This window comes from Roseobacter sp. FCG-D35 (assembly GCF_033436665.1).
In the GTDB taxonomy this organism is placed as follows: Bacteria; Pseudomonadota; Alphaproteobacteria; order Rhodobacterales; family Rhodobacteraceae; genus JAWQFO01.
The window spans coordinates 95,410-113,660 of the sequence record NZ_JAWQFO010000008.1; the positions used below are offsets into that span (position 1 = coordinate 95,410).

14 protein-coding genes are annotated in these 18,251 nt (G+C 65.3%); 13 read left to right on the forward strand and 1 reads right to left on the reverse strand.

Annotated features, from left to right (window positions below; genetic code table 11):
• Positions 1 to 20: 20 nt before the first annotated feature.
• From R5H30_RS17610 to ptsP, 8 genes are all read left to right on the forward strand, one after another.
• Entirely contained in the window at positions 21 to 755 is a 735-nt protein-coding gene (locus R5H30_RS17610) for a methyltransferase domain-containing protein (RefSeq protein WP_318329891.1), read from the forward strand.
• Positions 756 to 1,066: 311 nt separating this feature from the next.
• Complete coding sequence (locus R5H30_RS17615; RefSeq protein WP_318329892.1) at positions 1,067 to 1,627, forward strand: F0F1 ATP synthase subunit delta; 561 nt, start codon at positions 1,067 to 1,069, stop codon at positions 1,625 to 1,627.
• The gene (gene atpA, locus R5H30_RS17620; RefSeq protein WP_318329893.1) at positions 1,628 to 3,166 is read left to right on the forward strand and encodes a F0F1 ATP synthase subunit alpha; all 1,539 of its coding nucleotides are present in this window, start codon (positions 1,628 to 1,630) and stop codon (positions 3,164 to 3,166) included.
• Between the two features lie 15 nt (positions 3,167 to 3,181).
• Complete coding sequence (locus R5H30_RS17625; RefSeq protein ID WP_318329894.1) at positions 3,182 to 4,060, forward strand: F0F1 ATP synthase subunit gamma; 879 nt, start codon at positions 3,182 to 3,184, stop codon at positions 4,058 to 4,060.
• Between the two features lie 19 nt (positions 4,061 to 4,079).
• Positions 4,080 to 5,504 (forward strand): F0F1 ATP synthase subunit beta, encoded by a 1,425-nt coding sequence (atpD, locus tag R5H30_RS17630; RefSeq protein ID WP_318329895.1) that lies wholly within the window; start codon positions 4,080 to 4,082, stop codon positions 5,502 to 5,504.
• A 12-nt stretch (positions 5,505 to 5,516) separates the two neighbouring features.
• On the forward strand, positions 5,517 to 5,942 hold the full coding sequence (locus tag R5H30_RS17635) for a F0F1 ATP synthase subunit epsilon (RefSeq protein ID WP_318329897.1): 426 nt from the start codon (positions 5,517 to 5,519) through the stop codon (positions 5,940 to 5,942).
• Positions 5,943 to 6,599: 657 nt separating this feature from the next.
• Positions 6,600 to 7,838 (forward strand): aspartate kinase, encoded by a 1,239-nt coding sequence (locus tag R5H30_RS17640; RefSeq protein WP_318329898.1) that lies wholly within the window; start codon positions 6,600 to 6,602, stop codon positions 7,836 to 7,838.
• 47 nt (positions 7,839 to 7,885) lie between these two features.
• Positions 7,886 to 10,126 carry a phosphoenolpyruvate--protein phosphotransferase gene (ptsP, locus tag R5H30_RS17645; RefSeq protein ID WP_318329899.1) on the forward strand — a complete coding sequence of 747 codons (2,241 nt, stop codon included), beginning with the start codon at positions 7,886 to 7,888 and terminating at the stop codon, positions 10,124 to 10,126.
• A gap of 6 nt (positions 10,127 to 10,132) precedes the next feature.
• Here ptsP and R5H30_RS17650 read toward each other — a convergent pair whose 3' ends face one another.
• Positions 10,133 to 12,187 (reverse strand): ATP-binding protein, encoded by a 2,055-nt coding sequence (locus tag R5H30_RS17650; protein ID WP_318329900.1) that lies wholly within the window; start codon positions 12,185 to 12,187, stop codon positions 10,133 to 10,135.
• Positions 12,188 to 12,516: 329 nt separating this feature from the next.
• On the opposite strand from R5H30_RS17650, the gene R5H30_RS17655 reads away from it, so the two are divergent.
• The 5 genes from R5H30_RS17655 (at position 12,517) to R5H30_RS17675 (ending at position 18,245) form a co-directional block, all read left to right on the forward strand.
• The gene (locus R5H30_RS17655) at positions 12,517 to 14,304 is read left to right on the forward strand and encodes an ABC transporter transmembrane domain-containing protein (protein WP_318329901.1); all 1,788 of its coding nucleotides are present in this window, start codon (positions 12,517 to 12,519) and stop codon (positions 14,302 to 14,304) included.
• A gap of 147 nt (positions 14,305 to 14,451) precedes the next feature.
• Entirely contained in the window at positions 14,452 to 16,347 is a 1,896-nt protein-coding gene (locus R5H30_RS17660; RefSeq protein WP_318329902.1) for an acyl-CoA synthetase, read from the forward strand.
• Positions 16,348 to 16,460: 113 nt separating this feature from the next.
• Complete coding sequence (locus R5H30_RS17665) at positions 16,461 to 17,102, forward strand: hypothetical protein (RefSeq protein ID WP_318329904.1); 642 nt, start codon at positions 16,461 to 16,463, stop codon at positions 17,100 to 17,102.
• 95 nt (positions 17,103 to 17,197) lie between these two features.
• A complete protein-coding gene (locus R5H30_RS17670) occupies positions 17,198 to 17,800 on the forward strand; it encodes a DNA-3-methyladenine glycosylase I (RefSeq protein WP_318329905.1) in 603 nt (200 codons plus the stop codon).
• 16 nt (positions 17,801 to 17,816) lie between these two features.
• Complete coding sequence (locus R5H30_RS17675) at positions 17,817 to 18,245, forward strand: acyl-CoA thioesterase (RefSeq protein ID WP_318329907.1); 429 nt, start codon at positions 17,817 to 17,819, stop codon at positions 18,243 to 18,245.
• The last annotated feature ends 6 nt before the right edge of the window (positions 18,246 to 18,251 follow it).

The window sequence follows — 18,251 nt, forward strand, 5'->3', positions numbered from 1 at the left end:
CGAAGGCCGGGGCGGCTGCAATGCATGTGGATGTGCAGGACATGCGGAACTTCTACTATCGGAGCGCCCTGGGGCGCGCCGCGCAGGCCTCGCTGCGCCGCCGCATGACCGAGATCTGGCCGGAGGCGAAGGGCCAGACCGTCGTCGGCTACGGCTTTGCCGCGCCGCTTCTGCGTCCGTACCTGGCCGAGGCACGCCGGGTGATCGCCCTGATGCCCGGCCCGCAGGGCGTGATGCCGTGGCCGCCGAACATGCCCAACGTCTCGGTTCTGACCGAAGAGACCATGTGGCCGATGGAGACCGGGCGCGTTGACAAGCTGGTGCTGCTGCACGGGCTCGAGACTTCGGAGCGCGCCTCGGACCTGCTCGAGGAATGCTGGCGCGTGCTGGGGCCGGGGGGCAGGGCGCTTTTCATCGTGCCGAACCGCGGCGGCCTCTGGGCGCGCCGTGACCGGACGCCTTTCGGGTTCGGGCGGCCCTACAGCCCGGGTCAGCTCGACAGCCAGCTGCGCAAGCACCAGTTCCTGCCCGAACGCCACCTCGGCGCGCTCTACCAGTTCCCGTCGGCCAAGCGCGTCTGGATGAAATCCGCCGCGGCCTGGGAGAACATCGGGCGCCGGATGCCGACGATGATCGCCGGTGGTGCGTTCATGGTCGAGGCGACCAAGCTCGTCTATCCGCCGAAAGGGCGCATCGCGAAGGCGCACAAGCCAAGCCCCGTTGGCGTGCTGGAACCGTCGGCGAAACCGGTTTGACGCTGCGGCGCGGCGCCAGCTGGATCAGCGCTCTGCCGCGCTGCAGCGGGCGCGAGGATTCGAAGCGCGGGCGGAACGTTACGGCGCGGTGCCCAAAAAGCGTTTCGGGCCAAAGCGTCGCAGGAGCCGCAGAGCGCATAAAATATGGGCTATTGGGAAATTCCGCGGATCACTATACTGTGTTGCGGGGCGGTAATCGGTCTGCTACATCCCCCCTGATTTCGACGTCTTGATCATATTCAAGTCGCGCCAACACCCCCGGTGACGCGAGCGTTTCGCATACCCGGGGCCAGAACATCGGAAGGGTGGACGTGTCCGAAACAGCCTCGATTTCCACGAGCATAGCAGAGCGCTATGCAACCGCTGTCTACGATCTCGCCAAGGATTCCAATTCGGTCAAGGACGTCGAGTCGGATCTCGACGCGCTCGGCGCGGCGATTTCGGACAGCGCGGACCTGCGCGACCTGATCCATTCGCCAATCTACTCGCGCGAAGAGCAGACCGGTGCGATTTCGGCTATCGTCGACAAGATGGACCTGTCGCAGACTATGGCCAACACGCTTCGCCTCATGGCGTCCAAGCGCCGCCTGTTCGTCCTGCCTCAGCTGATCGCCGCTCTACGCGCGCTGATTGCCGAGGAAAAGGGCGAGGTGACCGCGGACGTGGTGTCGGCCAAGGCCCTGACCAAGTCGCAGGCCGAGAAGCTGTCCAAGACGCTCACCGCCAGCACCGGCAAGACCGTGACCCTGAATGCGACCGTCGATGAAAGCCTTATCGGCGGTCTTGTCGTCAAAGTGGGTTCGCGCATGATCGACACTTCGATCCGCGCGAAACTGAACTCCCTCCAGAATGCAATGAAAGAGGTCGGATAAATGGGTATCCAAGCAGCAGAGATTTCTGCGATCCTGAAGGACCAGATCAAGAACTTCGGCCAGGAAGCCGAAGTGGCCGAGGTCGGCCGCGTGCTCAGCGTCGGTGACGGCATCGCACGGGTCTACGGCCTCGACAACGTCCAGGCCGGCGAGATGGTCGAGTTCCCGGGCGGCATTCAGGGGATGGCCCTCAACCTCGAAGCCGACAACGTCGGCGTCGTGATCTTCGGCTCGGACCGCGACATCAAGGAAGGCGACACCGTCAAGCGCACGAACTCGATCGTGTCGGTGCCGACCGGTGACGCGCTTCTGGGGCGCGTCGTCGACGGCCTCGGCAACCCGATCGACGGCAAGGGCCCGATCAAGACCGACACCACCGGCATCGCCGACGTCAAGGCGCCGGGCATCATCCCGCGCAAGTCGGTGCACGAGCCGATGATGACCGGCCTCAAGGCCGTCGACTCGATGATCCCGATCGGCCGCGGCCAACGCGAGCTCATCATCGGCGACCGCCAGACCGGCAAGACCGCCGTCGCTCTCGATGCCATGCTGAACCAGCAGTCGGTCAACAAGGCCGCCGGCGACGACGAGAGCAAGAAGATGTACTGCGTCTACGTCGCGATCGGCCAGAAGCGCTCGACCGTGGCGCAGCTGGTCAAGAAGCTCGAAGAGACCGGCGCCATCGACTACTGCATCGTCGTGGCCGCCACCGCCTCCGAGCCGGCGCCGATGCAGTTCCTCGCACCGTATTCCGCCACCGCGATGGCCGAGCACTTCCGCGACAACGGCCGTCACGCGCTGATCATCTACGATGACCTTTCCAAGCAGGCCGTCTCCTACCGCCAGATGTCACTGCTTCTGCGCCGCCCGCCCGGACGCGAAGCCTACCCGGGCGACGTCTTCTACCTTCACTCCCGCCTGCTGGAGCGTTCGGCCAAGCTGAACGAAGAGCATGGCGCGGGCTCGCTGACGGCGCTGCCGATCATCGAGACACAAGGCGGCGACGTGTCGGCGTTCATTCCGACCAACGTGATCTCGATCACCGACGGCCAGATCTTCCTCGAGACCGAGCTTTTCTATCAGGGCATCCGCCCTGCTGTGAACACCGGTCTGTCGGTGTCGCGCGTGGGCTCCTCTGCCCAGACCAACGCGATGAAATCGGTTGCTGGTCCGGTCAAGCTCGAGCTGGCCCAGTACCGCGAGATGGCGGCCTTCGCCCAGTTCGGCTCTGACCTCGACGCCGCAACCCAGCAGCTTCTGAACCGCGGTGCGCGCCTGACCGAACTGATGAAGCAGCCGCAGTACTCGCCGCTGACCAACGCCGAGATCGTCGCCGTCATCTTTGCCGGCACCAACGGCTATCTCGACAAGATCGACGTGAACGAGGTCGGCCGGTTCGAGCAGGGCCTGCTGTCGCACCTGCGCTCCAAGCACCAGGACCTTCTCGACTGGATCACCAAGGAAGATCCGAAGATCAAGGACGAGGCCGCGGACAAGCTCAAGGCAGCTATCGACGAGTTCGCCGCCGATTTCTCTTAAGGAGGGGCTGGGCATATGCCGAACCTCAAGGACCTGAAAAACCGGATCGCGTCGGTCAAGTCGACCCGCAAGATCACCAAGGCGATGCAGATGGTCGCCGCGGCGAAACTGCGTCGCGCGCAGGAGGCCGCCGAGCAGTCGCGCCCCTACACCGAGCGCTTCAACGCGGTCATGTCTCGTCTCGCCGGCTCGGTCGGCGGGTCGGACACGGCACCGAAGCTGCTTAGCGGGACCGGCAGCGACAAGGTGCACCTGCTGGTGGTCATGACGGCCGAACGCGGGCTCTGCGGCGGTTTCAACACCAACATCGCGCGTCTCGCCAAGCAGAAGGCGCGCGAGCTTCTGGCCGAGGGCAAGGAGGTCAAGATCCTGACCGTCGGCAAGAAGGGCCGCGACCAGATCAAGCGCGACTTCGGCAAGAACCTCGTCGGCCACGTCGACCTGTCCGAGGTCAAGCGCGTGGGTTACGCCGATGCGCAAGGCATCGCCAAAGACATCCTCGGCCGTTTCGACGCGGGCGAATTCGACGTGGCGACGATCTTCTACTCGAAGTTCGTCAACGTGGTCTCGCAGATCCCGACCGCGCAGCAGATCATCCCGGCGAAGTTCGAAGAGGAAGAGGGCGGCGACGAGGCCGGCACGCTCTTCGACTACGAACCGTCCGAGGAGGCGATCCTCGCCGACCTGCTGCCGCGCGGCGTGGCGACGCAGATCTTCTCGGCGCTGCTGGAAAACGGCGCATCCGAGCAGGGCGCACGCATGTCCGCGATGGACAACGCGACGCGCAACGCCGGCGAGATGATCGACAAGCTCACGATCGAATACAACCGTTCGCGTCAGGCCGTCATCACCAACGAGCTGATCGAAATCATTTCCGGCGCGGAAGCGCTGTAAGACAAATCGGAGACACGACATGGCAAATGCAGTCGGAAAAATCACCCAGGTCATCGGCGCCGTCGTTGACGTCCAGTTCGAGGATGCCCTGCCGGAAATTCTCAACGCGCTGACCTGCGACAACCAGGGCAAGACGCTCGTGCTCGAGGTCGCTCAGCACCTCGGCGAGAACACCGTGCGCGCGATCGCGATGGACTCCACCGAAGGCCTCGTGCGCGGCCAGCCCGTGACTGACACGGACGGCCCGATCTCGGTGCCGGTGGGCAACGCAACGCTCGGCCGCATTCTGAACGTCGTCGGCGAGCCGGTGGACGAGCAGGGCGAAGTCAACGCCGACGAGCAGCGTCCGATCCACCAGCCCGCACCCGATTTCGCGTCCCAGTCGACCGCCTCGGAAGTGCTGGAAACCGGCATCAAGGTGATCGACCTGCTGGCACCCTACGCCAAGGGCGGCAAGATCGGCCTCTTCGGCGGTGCCGGCGTGGGCAAGACGGTTCTGATCATGGAACTGATCAACAACATCGCCAAGGTGCACTCGGGCTTCTCGGTCTTCGCCGGTGTGGGTGAGCGGACCCGCGAGGGCAACGACCTCTACCACGAGATGATCGAATCCGGCGTCATCGTGCCCGACAACCTGACCGACTCGAAAGTGGCGCTGGTCTACGGCCAGATGAACGAGCCGCCGGGGGCCCGTGCCCGCGTCGCCCTGACCGGCCTGACGCTGGCCGAGCAGTTCCGCGACCAGTCCGGCACCGACGTTCTGTTCTTCGTCGACAACATCTTCCGCTTCACGCAGGCGGGCTCCGAGGTGTCGGCGCTTCTGGGCCGTATCCCGTCGGCCGTGGGCTACCAGCCGACGCTGGCCACCGACATGGGCGCGATGCAGGAACGCATCACCTCGACCAAGGCTGGCTCGATCACCTCGATCCAGGCCGTCTACGTTCCCGCGGACGACCTCACCGACCCGGCCCCGGCCACGACCTTCGCCCACCTCGACGCGACCACGGTTCTCAGCCGCGCGATCTCCGAGCTTGGCATCTACCCGGCCGTGGACCCGCTCGACTCGACCTCGCGCCTGATGGACCCGGCGATCCTGGGGGACGAGCACTACAAGGTGGCGCGTGACGTTCAGGGGATCCTGCAGCGCTACAAGTCGCTTCAGGACATCATCGCGATCCTCGGCATGGACGAACTGTCGGAAGAGGACAAGCTGACCGTGGCCCGTGCCCGGAAGATCCAGCGTTTCCTGAGCCAGCCGTTCGACGTCGCCAAGGTCTTTACCGGTTCCGACGGCGTGCAGGTGCCGCTGGCCGACACCATCTCGTCCTTCAAGGCGGTTGTCGCCGGCGAATACGATCACCTGCCCGAAGGCGCCTTCTACATGGTCGGCGGCATCGACGAGGTGAAGGCCAAGGCCGAGCGCATGGCCGCGGCAGCAGCCTGAGGAACCTGAAACATGGCTGAGACAATGCAGTTCGACCTCGTGTCGCCAGAGCGGCGCCTCGCCAGCACGAAGGTGCGCGCGGTGCAGATCCCTGGCGCCGACGGCGACATGACGGCGATGCCGGATCATGCGCCGACCATCACCACCCTGCGCCCCGGCGTCCTGCGCGCCGAAGGCCCGGACGGCGAGGCGGAATACGTCGTCACCGGCGGCTTCGCCGAGATCGGTGCCGAGGGCGTCACGGTGCTGGCCGAACGCTCGCTGCCACGCGGCGACGTGACCGCCGAAGACGTCAAGGCGATGGTCGAGGAGGCCAAGGCCGCCTACGAGCAGGCCAAGGAGACTTACGTCAACGAACCCGGCCCGGTCGACGACGCGGCGAAGCTTCTCGCCGACATGGTCGCCATGGGACAGCACATCGGGCTCTACAACAACTGAGCCTTTGACAAGCGAAATGCGAAGGGCCCCGCCGAGCGGCGGGGCTTTTTTGATGATTGGTAATTCGTCTCGGTTGCTGCAGTCTCAGCTCCGGTGTCTCCGAAAAAAAGACTGGTTGTGATCTTCCGCGGTTCGCGGCTTCCGTTCCAGTTGATCGAGATCCGCCAGCCGTTCTGTCAAGTAGAAGATGACGGAGAAGCCAAATGAGGGTGCATCAGCCTCTCCAAGCCTTGTCCAGTACAGGCTTCCCGGCAAATCATCGCGCATGTAGAAGTGGATGCTGCGCAAGTTCGGGATAGTCGGTGGCGTATCGCTCCTGAAAACCATTTGCGATCCACACATTGTTGGTGAATTCCATCAACTCTTGATCTGCGATGAATTGTGCCGCCAGAAGCATAATGTCGTCGTGGTCAGGATGCACCCGTCGTTCTGATCGGGGATCAAATGACACCCTTGCATAGTGAATGTGTTCGTGTGGGCTGGACACCTGCTAGAACTCCCTTCTTGAAACTGCCACCAAAGTCCCACAGATCCTGACGATTGTCGCGCAGGTTTCTAATTGAAAATGCCGGCTTAGGCGCGGTCTCCGGAACGCTCTCTCTTGCCCCCGTCCGCACCCTCGCGTAAACCGCGCGCTGTATTGAAGATGGGGACTCCATGCCGGTTCTGGTGATGAAATTCGGCGGCACTTCGGTGGCGACGCTGGACAGGATCCGGCGTGCCGCCAAGCGGGTCGGCGTCGAGGTGGCCAAGGGCTACGACGTGATCGTGATCGTCTCGGCGATGTCGGGCAAGACCAACGAGCTTGTCGGCTGGGTCAACGAGACGTCGCCGCTGTTCGACGCGCGCGAATACGACGCCGTCGTGTCCTCGGGCGAGAACGTGACCGCCGGGCTGATGGCGCTGACGCTGCAGGAAATGGATATTCCCGCGCGCAGCTGGCAGGGCTGGCAGGTGCCGGTCAAGACGACCTCCGCCCATTCCGCGGCCCGGATCGAGGAGATCCCGACCGACAACATCATGGGCCGGTTCGGCGCCGGAATGCGCGTGGCGGTCGTGGCGGGGTTCCAGGGCCTGTCGCCCGAGGGCCGCATCACCACGCTGGGCCGGGGCGGGTCCGACACGACGGCGGTGGCCTTCGCGGCGGCTTTCGGGGCCGAACGCTGCGACATCTACACGGACGTGGACGGTGTCTATACCACCGATCCGCGGATCACCTCGAAGGCGCGCAAGCTCGACAAGATCGCCTTCGAGGAAATGCTCGAACTGGCGAGCCTCGGGGCCAAGGTGCTCCAGACCCGCTCGGTCGAGCTGGCGATGCGCTACAAGGTGAAACTCAGGGTGCTTTCGAGCTTCGACGAACAGTCGGACGAAGCCGGAACGCTGGTCTGCGACGAGGACGAAATCATGGAAAGCAACGTGGTGGCAGGGGTCGCGTTCAGCCGCGACGAGGCGAAGATGACGCTGGTCAGCGTGGCCGACCGGCCCGGTATCGCCGCGGCGATCTTCACCGCTCTCAGCGAGGGTGGCGTGAACGTCGACATGATCGTTCAGAACATCGCCGAGGAAGGCCGCACCGACATGACCTGGTCCTGTCCGACCGACCAGGTGATGCGGGCGCAGAAGGCGGTCAAGGAGGCCAAGGAGAAGGGCGTCATAAACTTTGCCGAGGTGATCGCCGACACCGACGTCGCCAAGGTTTCGGTCGTCGGGATCGGCATGCGCAGCCACACCGGGGTTGCCGCGAAGATGTTCCAGGTGCTTTCGGCTGAAGGCATCAACATCAAGGTCATTACCACGTCGGAGATCAAGATTTCCGTGCTGATCGACCGGAAATACATGGAACTCGCGGTGCAGGCCCTGCATGATGCCTTCGAGCTTGAGAAGGCAGCCTGAGGTCCCTGCGGGATCGGCAGACTGCGGATTGCAAAGCGGGCGCTGGCATGGCGGAAAGTTTTGAGACCGAGTCCCGCAAGCTGCTGGGACGGCTGCGCGACACGATGGCCTCGAACGAGGCCGGGCAGGAGCGTCTCAACCGCATCACGCATCTCATCGCCGACAGCATGCGCTGCGAGGTCTGCTCGATCTACCTGTTCCGAGACGAGGAAACGCTCGAGCTCTGCGCCACGGAAGGGCTGAACAAGCAGGCCGTCCACCAGACACGGATGCGGCTCGGCGAAGGCCTGGTGGGTCGCGTGGCCAAGCGCCGGCAGGTGGTCAATACGCCCGACGCGCCATCGGCCAAGGGCTTTCGCTACATGCCCGAAACCGGCGAGGAGATCTATTCGAGCTTCCTCGGAATCCCGATCCAGCGCATCGGCGAGGCACTCGGTGTGCTCGTGGTCCAGTCCAAGATCAAGCGCGAGTTTTCCGCCGACGAGGTCTACGCGCTCGAGGTCGTCGCGATGGTCATCGCCGAGATGGCCGAGCTTGGCGCCTTTGTTGGCGAGGGCGCGGCGATGTCGGCGCGGCATTCGCAGCCGGTGATGTTTCGCGGCACCGTGGGACAGGAAGGTGCCGCAGAGGGGCGCGTCTGGCTGCATGAGCCGCGCGTTGTCGTGACAAACCCCATCGCCGACGACCCGCAGCGTGAACTCGAACGCCTGTTCGACGCCGTCGAGCAGCTGCGCGTCGGGGTCGACAAGATGCTCGAGGTCGCAGGCGGCGACGGCGACCAGATCCAGGTGCTCGAGGCCTACCGGATGTTCGCCAACTCCAAGGGCTGGATGCGCCGGATGGAAGCGGACATCGGGCGCGGTCTGTCGGCGGAGGCGGCGGTCGAGAAGGAACAGTCGCTGGCCCGTGCGCGCATGGGGCAGGTCTCGGACCAGTACCTGCGCGAACGCCTGAGCGACCTCGACGACCTGTCGAACCGCCTGCTGCGGATCCTGACCGGCCAGGGGCGCGACACCGGCGCCGACATGCCCGCCGACCCGATCCTGGTGGCGCGCAACATCGGGCCGGCCGAACTGCTCGAATACGGCCGGTCGCTGCGCGGCATCGTGCTTGAGGAAGGTTCGGTCGGCAGCCATGCCGCCATCGTCGCCCGGGCGCTGGCGATCCCGCTGGTGGTTCATGCCGAGCGCATAACCGCCGAGGCGCTGAACGGCGATCACATCATGGTCGACGGCGAGCAGGGCGTGGTCCATCTGCGGCCCGAGGACAATGTGAAGTCCGCCTTCCGCGACAAGATCGCGATGCTGGCCGCGGCGCAGGAACGGTACGCTTCGATCCGCGACAAGCGCGCCGAGACGCTCTGCGGGCACACCATCGGGCTGCACATGAACGCAGGACTCATGGCCGACTTGCCGTCCCTGCCGAGTTCGGGCGCCGAGGGCGTGGGTCTGTTCCGGACCGAGCTGCAGTTCCTGGTGCGCAACCAGATGCCGAAACGCTCGGAGCTGGTGGCGCTTTATGCCCGCGTGCTCGATTCCGCGCGCGGCAAGCGCGTGCAGTTCCGCACCCTCGATATCGGCTCGGACAAGGTGCTGCCCTACATGAAGCCCAATGACGAGCCGAACCCGGCGTTGGGCTGGCGCGCGATCCGGGTCGGGCTCGACAAGCCCGGGATCATGCGTATGCAGCTGCAGGCGTTGATCCGGGCCTGCAACGGGCGCCCGCTGACGGTGATGTTTCCCTTCGTCGCCCAGTTCGAGGAGTTCCGCGAGGCCCGCCGCCTGCTGGACAAGACGCTGGCGGCAGAGGAAAGCCTTGGTCACGTCCTGCCCTCCGAAGTCGAAGTCGGCGCGATGCTCGAAACCCCGAGCCTTGCCTATGCGCCTTACAAGTTCTTCGAGGAAGTCGACTTCATCTCGATCGGCGGCAACGATCTCAAGCAGTTCTTCTTCGCCGCGGACCGCGAGAACGAACGCGTGCGGCGGCGCTACGACACGCTCAACGTCTCATTCCTCAGCTTTCTCGAGCGGGTCGTCGAACGCTGTGCGCAGGCTTCCACGCCGCTGTCCTTCTGTGGCGAAGACGCCGGGCGCCCTGTCGAGGCGATGTGCCTTGCCGCCATCGGGTTCCGCACGCTGTCGATGCGCCCGGCCTCGATCGGGCCGGTCAAGAGCCTGCTGCGACGCTCGAATCTCGACGAGGTGCGCCAGATCATCGCCGGGGCGCGGCATCGCGGCGAGATGTCGGTGCGCCCCGCCGTCATGGACTGGCTGCGCGATCAGGGCTGAGCAGGCTCAGGACTTCCGGTCCCCGAGCGCCTCGTGGATCGCGGTGCGCAGCGCGCTGACGTCGATCGGCTTGCCCAGGAAGGGAATGGGGCGTCCCTTCGCGTCGAAGAACTGCGAGGACCTCGGGGCCCGGCCCGAGATCACGATGATCGGCAGGTCGGGGTAAAGCTCGCCGATGCCGGCAGCCAGCATGTCCCCCTGCACCCGCCCGGGCATCGCAACGTCCGAGATCACGAGGTCCGGGTTGATGCCAGTGGTCAACAGCGACAGCGCGTCTTCGCCGTCGGTCGCGATGATGACGTCAAATCCCATCCGTTCGAGTTTTCGCGCAAGAACGTGCGACACTTCAGGGTGGTCGTCGACGAAGAGGATGCGCGTCTTGGTGGAGGGTACGGCGGCGGTTCTGGCCGGTTCCGGCGCGGGTATCGCCGTGGCATGTCCCACGGCAGGAAACCAGAAGGTCACTTCGGTCCCGGTGCCCGGTTCGCTTTCTATCGTCATGGCGCCGCCCGACTGCTCACTGAAGCTGCGCGCCATGGACAGGCCGAGGCCCGAGCCCATGCCTGCGTCCTTCGTCGTGAAAAAGGGCTCGGTGGCGCGTGCGCGGGCTTCGGCGCTCATGCCGGTTCCGGTGTCGCCGATGCTGATCGTGACATAAGTCCCATCGCGCCCAACGTCTGGCGCGGCATCGTCATTGGCGGTCCGTTCGTCGGCACGGAATTCCTCGACCGCGCTGGCAACCCGCAGAACACCACCGGAGGACATCGCGTCACGGGCGTTGTTCAATACGTTGAGCAGGGCCTGCTGGAAAACGGCGGGGTCGATGCTGGCTTCGGCGCTTCCGGCACGCAGATCGACGTCGATCGAGATGTTCGGCGGGCAGACCCTGCGGAACATCTCCAGCGCGTCGCCAATCAGCCTGTCGGGCGCGGCCCGCACGGCATCGAGCGGCGCTGTCCCGGCGTAGTTGAGCAGTTTGGAGGTCAGCCGCGCCGCCTCTCCTGCGGCCTTTCTGGCGGACTTAATGTGTGCATCTATCCGGCTCTGATCCTTCTCGAGCGCGATTATATCGAGGTTGCTAGTGATAATTTCGAGTAGGTTGTTGAAGTCGTGCGCCACGCCGTCCACGAGCTGGCCGAGGCTTTCGGTGCGCTGTCTGCGCAGATCGTCGATCTTGTCGACCATCCGCTGCTTTTCGCTGTCGCGGTAAGCGCGTTCGGCCTCCGCGGCACGCCGTTCGGACAGGTTCACCCGGCTCGCATAGTAGATCTGCGCAAGGCAACTCAGCGCGATGAGCGTGAAGGCCAGGATCGAAACGAGCAGCGCCAGATCGACGCCGTTGCCAAGCTGGAAGTGGTAAGCGGCGGCGCACAGACCGAGGATCAGCGTGGCATGTACCGGTAGCAATCGGCGCGCCAGCTTGCTGCCGGCCTCGGGCGCCAGCAGAACGCGGGTCCAGCCGTGCTCGGGCCGCAGCAACAGCAGGGCGAAGAACAGCAGGAACAACGCGAGCGCCGTATGCAGCGCCATCGCGGCGAAAAACGTCGTGCCGAAAAGCGGATGGCCGGTCAGCAGGTAACCGACCAGCGGAACGCCGCAGAGCGCCAGCCCCAAGGTGTCGCAGACCGGTCCGAGCCAGCGCACGTTCCGCAGCCCCTGGGCCACGAGGCTCAGCGCCAGCACCATGCAGGCCAGCTGCGTGGCCATCGACATGGCGTCGCCGGAGGCATCGGTGGTGAAGCCGGACGACGACCACTGCCCCAGCGCCACCGTGACCGCGACCAGGATGCCGCAGCCCGCAGCGACAGGTGGCGGCGCGTCCGTCGCGACGGCGATGGTCCCGAGCGCGCCGACCAGAAGACTGGCCGCGGTGGGCATTACCATTGCGGGGAATCCGGGCAGCAGGCGGGTCATGCGGTCGATGCCGAGACCCCAGCCGAAAACGAGAACCGCGGCGGCAACCGCGGCAACCAGGACGGCGATCCAGAACGCGAGCCTGTTGTGCGCGCGCAGCAGGCGTGGTCCCCGGCTTTCGGCCAAAATTGTCGCGACAGACGTCATAGGGAGATACCGTGCCGCGCGCGCCTTTCGCAGCGGCGGGCGGCGGGGCAAGGGCGGGCACTCGACGGAGGTCTTTCGAGCATGTCTGCAGCCATCCCAAGAGTTTCGGGACGCATGGACGATGCCGGCGGCTTATCGTTCAGGTTGCGTCACTTAAGTTTATATTTACGAATGCGGGTGCGATCAAGGCATCTCGGGTGCCGGATACGCAGATGCGTGCGGGGCGCATCGCTGCGGCGCGCCGCCCTGTCACATCGACGCGCAAACGCGCGCGGCCTTGTCGGCATCCGGGCCTTCCACTATTCAGTCCGGACCCGAAGGGAGACCGCATGGCCGACGTCAAGACCAAGGAAGAGCGCGAAAAATCGCGTCGCATCGGCGCGCTGGGGGCCCTGTGGCCTTTCCTTTTGCCCTACCGGGGTCTCATCGCGCTGGCCGCTCTGGCTTTGGTCAGCACGGCAATGATCTCGCTGACGCTGCCGCTGGCGGTGCGCCGCGTGGTGGACAACTTCGGCGCGCGTGACGCGGTGATCCTCGATCAGTATTTCGGCGCTGCCATCGTAATCGCGGCGCTCCTGGCCATCGGCACCGGCCTGCGATATGCGCTCGTCACCCGTCTAGGCGAACGGGTCGTCGCAGATATCCGCAAGGCGGTCTTCGACCGGGTGATCGGGATGAGCCCGTCGTTCTACGAGCGCATCATGACCGGCGAGGTTCTCAGCCGCATCACCACCGACACGACGCTGATCCTGTCCGTGGTCGGATCAAGCGTATCCATCGCCTTGCGCAACCTGCTGATCTTCGTGGGCGGCATGGCCCTGATGCTGCTGACCTCGGCCAAGCTGACCGGGCTTGTTCTGCTCATCGTACCGGTCGTCGTGGTGCCGATCCTGACCTTGGGCCGTCGCCTGCGCGTTCTCAGCCGCGAGAACCAGGACTGGATCGCGGCCTCCTCGGGTCAGGCTTCCGAGGCGTTGGGCGCGGTCCAGACGGTGCAGGCCTATACCCATGAGAACGTTAGCCGGAGCGCCTTCGCCGGCGTGACCGAGAAATCCTTCGATGCCGCCATGCGCAGGGTCAACACGCGGGCGCTGATGACGGTGATCGTGATCTTCCTGGTGTTTTCGGGCGTGGTCGGGGTGCTCTGGGTCGGCGCGCGCGACGTGCGCGCCGAGGACATGTCCGCAGGGGCGTTGGTGCAATTCGTGATCTACGCGATCATGGTCGCGGGCGCGGTGGCGGCGCTGTCGGAGATCTGGGGCGAATTGCAGCGCGCCGCGGGAGCGACCGAGCGCCTCGTGGAACTGCTGCGCAGCATTGACGCCGTCTCCGACCCCGCGACCCCCGCCCAGCTGGCCCCCCCGGTGCGCGGCCGCATCGACTTCGAGGACGTGTCGTTTGCCTACCCGGCGCGACCCGGCACGCAGGCGCTCGACCATGTGAGCCTGTCGATTTCGCCAGGCGAGACGGTGGCCTTCGTCGGCCCCTCGGGCGCGGGCAAGACCACGATCATCCAGTTGCTCCTGCGATTCTACGATCCCGACACCGGGCGCATCACGCTCGACGGCGTCAACCTCGCTTCGCTGCGGCGCGACCATTTCCGCCGTCACGTCGCGCTGGTGCCGCAGGATCCGGTGATCTTCGCTGCCTCGGCGCGCGAGAACATCCGCTTCGGCCGCCCCGACGCGACAGATGCCGAGATCGAGGCGGCCGCGAAGGCGGCGGCGGCGCATGACTTCATCATGGCCCTGCCGGAGGGGTATGACAGTGGGCTCGGAGAGCGCGGCGTGATGCTGTCGGGCGGTCAGAAACAACGCATCGCCATTGCCCGTGCGATCTTGCGCGATGCGCCGGTGCTGCTGCTCGACGAAGCGACGAGCGCGCTCGATGCGGAAAGCGAGCGCGCGGTCCAGCATGCCGTCGACGAGGTCAGTTCCGGGCGTACCACCCTCATCGTCGCGCACCGCCTCGCCACGGTGAAGAAGGCCGACCGGATCGTCGTCATGGACGAGGGGCGGATCGTCGCCGTCGGATCGCATGGCGAGCTGGTGTCGGGCGGCGGGCTTTATGCCCGTCTCGCGCAACTGCAGTTCACGGACGGGCTGGCCGCGGAATAGCGCGGGCAACATCGTCGCCGGAACGCCACGTCATGACCTTGCGATTACGCGACGTTGGCCGGCGTCGCGCCCTTGCTCTTTCCGGGGACCGCCGCCATCCTTCCGCTCGCGCAGGATGTGCGCCTTTCGGCTTTGGGAGGAGGACCGATGACGTTTGCCGGTATCGAGGATCGCAACGCGATCGAGGCGGAAATGCCGTGGTCCAACCGTGACCTGCCCAAGACACTTTACGCGATGCTCGAACGCACGGCGAAGAAGTTCCCGTCGCACCGCGCGGTAAGCTACCAGCTTCTTTCAGGACCGACGGACAAGGCGGAAACGCTGACCTGGACCGATCTGCACGCGCAGGTGACGCAGGCGGCGAACCTCTTTCGTAACCTCGGGGTCGGTCCGGACGACGTGGTGGCCTACGTCCTGCCCAACTGCAACGAGACAGTCATCACCATGCTCGGCGGCGCCGTCGCGGGCATCGTGAACCCGATCAACCCGCTGCTCGACGCCGAGCAGATCGGCTCGATCCTGCGCGAGACCAACGCCAAGGTCGTCGTCACCTTGCGCTCTTTCCCGAAGACCGACGTGGCCGACAAGACCGCCGAGGCGGTGGCGCTGGCGCCCAACGTGTCGACCGTGCTGGAAGTTGACCTGCTGAGCTACCTGACCCCGCCGAAGTCGTGGATCGTGCCGCTGATCCGCCCCAAGCGGAAGGTCAAGAACCAGGCGAAATACCTGAACTTCCGGGCCGAGCTTTCGCGCCAGCCGAAGTCGCTGTCCTTCGAGGATCCGCAGGAAGATCGCGTGGCCTGCTATTTCCATACCGGCGGCACGACCGGCATGCCGAAAGTGGCGCAGCACCGCTATTCCGGGCTGCTCTACAACGGCTGGATCGGCACCAAGCTCCTTTTCACCGAAGAAGACAACATCATCTGTCCGCTGCCGCTGTTTCACGTCTTCGCCTGCCACGTGATCCTGATCGCAGCGGTGGTCTCGGGCGCGCATGTCATCTTCCCGACGCCGCAGGGGTACCGCGGCGAGGGTGTCTTCGACAATTTCTGGAAACTCGTCGAGCGCTGGAAGGTCACCTTCATCATCACCGTACCCACCGCGATCTCGGCGATGATGCAACGGCCCATCGATGCAGACGTGAGTTCGGTCAAGACCGCGTTCTCGGGTTCGGCCCCGCTGCCACTGGAGCTGTTCCGGCGCTTCGAGAAAGCCACCGGCGTCACGCTCGTCGAGGGTTACGGTCTGACCGAAGCGACCTGTCTCGTCTCCTGCAACCCGGTCGACGGCGAGAAGAAGGTCGGCAGCATCGGCGTGCCGTTCCCCTATTGCGACGTGAAGATCTACAAGACCACCGAGGATGGCCCGATCGAGGCCGGGACCGACGAGGTTGGCGAGATCTGCGTGTCGAACCCGGGCGTCTACGTCGGGCACACCTACACCGAGGACGCCAAGAACCGCGATCTTTTCTACGGAGACTTCCTGCGCACCGGCGACCTCGGCCGGGTGGACGCGGACGGCTATCTCTGGATCACCGGGCGCGCGAAGGACCTGATTATCCGCGGGGGTCACAACATCGACCCCGCCGAGATCGAGGAGGCGCTGCTGCATCACGATGCCGTCGCCTTCGCGGGTGCCATCGGCCAGCCCGACGCGCATTCCGGCGAGGTGCCCTGCGCCTTCGTCGAACTGGTCGATGGAGCCAGTGTGACCGAGGCTGAGTTGATGGAGTTCTGCCAGAGCCGCGTGCACGAGCGCGCCGCCCGGCCAAAGCATCTGACGATCATGCCCGAACTGCCCAAGACCGCCGTCGGCAAGATCTTCAAGCCCGATCTCAGGAAACATGCGATCACGCGGGTCTACAACGACGCGCTCGAAAAGGCCGGGGTCGCCGCGCGCGTCGCGCAGGTCATCGACGACCGCAAGCGCGGACTGGTGGCGCAGGTCGCACCGAACGGCGCCAGCGAGGCGGCGATCGGCGAGGTGCTCAACGCCTTCGTTCAGCGTTGGGAAGTTACCGAAAGCTCGGTCGAAGCGGCCTGACGGTTTCGCCCGCGCGTCCTCGGAAACGTGATGGCCTGACTGGTCTCGCGGCTCGACAGGCGCAGAGGTCCACGCTACCAACCCCGCAGGACGAGGCAGCACGGGCAGGTGACATGCTGACTGACATCGGAAAAGCCGCCGTGGCGGTTCTTTGCGCCGCGGTGCTCGCAGGCTGCGCGGAGCAGGGGCCTCAGGTTGCGCCCGGGACGCCCAGCCTCGCGGTGGCGCAAGCCTCACCGTCGGCAGTCGAGACCAGCGCCGACGAACAGGAAATCGCGACACTGGCCGGGCTGATCCGCAGTCTGGGCCCTTCCGTCGATGCCGAAGAGGCCGCGCGCGCCGCGCGGATCTCGCTGCTCTACCCGCGAGAGTTGCGCAGCCGCTACGGTGTCACCGACCCCCCGATCATTCACAACATCAAGGTCAACTCGGGCCAGCGGCCGCGCGGGCTGTGCTGGCACTGGGCCGAGGACATGGAAAAGCGGCTGAAGTCCGAGAACTTCCGCACCCTCGACATCCAGCGCGCCATCGCCAACGCCGGCAACCCGCTTCGGCTCGAGCACTCGACGGCTTTGATCACGGCCAAGGGCGATCCGTGGGATGCCGGGGTTGTGGTCGACCCGTGGCGCGACGGTGGCGACCTCTACTGGTCGACCGTGCCGCAGGACACGCGCTATCCCTGGCGTGCGCAACGCGAGGTGCTGGCCGAAAAACGCAAGCGCAAGGCCGCGGGCACCCAGCGCAACGGGGCCTGACGCGTCCGCCAGAAGCCCGAAGCTTTGACAGACGACCGGGGCTGGCCTATCCCGAATTGCGGGGACAGGAGGCGATAAATGCGTTCGGCCAGGTCATGAGCAGGCTCGTCGAAGGGCCGGACGGGCAGCCGCGGTGCGGCTGGTGTGCAGCGGCGCCGGAGTTCTTCGACTACCATGACCGCGAATGGGGCTACCCGGTCGGCGACGATACCCGGCTGTTCGAAAAGCTCTGTCTCGAGAGTTTCCAGTCGGGTCTCAGCTGGCGCACGATCCTGGCCAAGCGCGAGAATTTCCGCGCGGCCTTCGCAAGGTTCGACTTCGGCGCGGTCGCGCGCTTTGACGACACCGACCGGGCCCGGCTGCTCGCGGATGCGGGCATCGTCCGGCACCGCGGCAAGATCGACGCAGTCATCAACAACGCGCAGCGTTGCGTCGAACTGGTGAAAGCCGAGGGATCGCTCGCGGACTTCGTGTGGCGCTACGAATCCGACGACGGCGCCCCGCCACAAAGCCGCTCGACCTCGCCCGCTTCGGTTGCCCTGTCGAAAGAGCTGAAGAAACGCGGCTGGAAATTCGTCGGACCAACCACCGTCTTCGCCTTCATGCAGGCGATGGGACTGCTCAACGACCACGCCGAGGGCTGCGCGATGCGTTCGAAGGCCGAGGCCGCGCGACAGGCATTTGTCAGGCCCCAATGACCCGGGAGCGCAGAAGATGACCGCCATGATAACCTATCGCGCCGCCGTCGACCCGGCGGATTGCGATTTTCTGGGGCACATGAACGTCTCGCGTTACTTTGCCGCCTGTTCGGATGGGGTGTTCAACCTGCAGGCCGAACTCGGGCTGACGGCGCAGGACATGCGACACGGGCGGCGATTGTCCTTCGCCGTCGTTCATGCCGAAAGCGACTTCCGAGCCGAATTGTCGGCGGGCGACTCGATCTATCTCGAGACGGCGATCCTGGCCGTCGGGTCGAAGTCGATGACGTTCCGACATCGGCTTTGCCGCGTGGCGGATCGCAAGCTTGCCTTCGAGACCGTGTTCAAATGCGTGATGCTTTCACTCGATAGCCGAACGGCGCAGCCGATCCCGGACGACGTCCGCGAGAAGGCGAGCGCGTTCCGGATCGAAGCGGACAGTTGAACTTCG

Bases quoted from the DNA above. Each gene is read 5' to 3' on its own strand.
- R5H30_RS17640 (WP_318329898.1), top strand. From the start codon at position 6,600: ATGCCGGTTCTGGTGATGAAATTCGGCGGCACTTCGGTGGCGACGCTG.
- atpA (WP_318329893.1), top strand. From the start codon at position 1,628: ATGGGTATCCAAGCAGCAGAGATTTCTGCGATCCTGAAGGACCAGATC.
- R5H30_RS17625 (WP_318329894.1), top strand. From the start codon at position 3,182: ATGCCGAACCTCAAGGACCTGAAAAACCGGATCGCGTCGGTCAAGTCG.
- R5H30_RS17660 (WP_318329902.1), top strand. From the start codon at position 14,452: ATGACGTTTGCCGGTATCGAGGATCGCAACGCGATCGAGGCGGAAATG.
- atpD (WP_318329895.1), top strand. From the start codon at position 4,080: ATGGCAAATGCAGTCGGAAAAATCACCCAGGTCATCGGCGCCGTCGTT.
- R5H30_RS17665 (WP_318329904.1), top strand. From the start codon at position 16,461: ATGCTGACTGACATCGGAAAAGCCGCCGTGGCGGTTCTTTGCGCCGCG.
- ptsP (WP_318329899.1), top strand. From the start codon at position 7,886: ATGGCGGAAAGTTTTGAGACCGAGTCCCGCAAGCTGCTGGGACGGCTG.
- R5H30_RS17670 (WP_318329905.1), top strand. From the start codon at position 17,198: ATGAGCAGGCTCGTCGAAGGGCCGGACGGGCAGCCGCGGTGCGGCTGG.
- R5H30_RS17635 (WP_318329897.1), top strand. From the start codon at position 5,517: ATGGCTGAGACAATGCAGTTCGACCTCGTGTCGCCAGAGCGGCGCCTC.
- R5H30_RS17650 (WP_318329900.1), bottom strand. From the start codon at position 12,187: ATGACGTCTGTCGCGACAATTTTGGCCGAAAGCCGGGGACCACGCCTG.
- R5H30_RS17610 (WP_318329891.1), top strand. From the start codon at position 21: ATGCATGTGGATGTGCAGGACATGCGGAACTTCTACTATCGGAGCGCC.
- R5H30_RS17655 (WP_318329901.1), top strand. From the start codon at position 12,517: ATGGCCGACGTCAAGACCAAGGAAGAGCGCGAAAAATCGCGTCGCATC.
- R5H30_RS17675 (WP_318329907.1), top strand. From the start codon at position 17,817: ATGACCGCCATGATAACCTATCGCGCCGCCGTCGACCCGGCGGATTGC.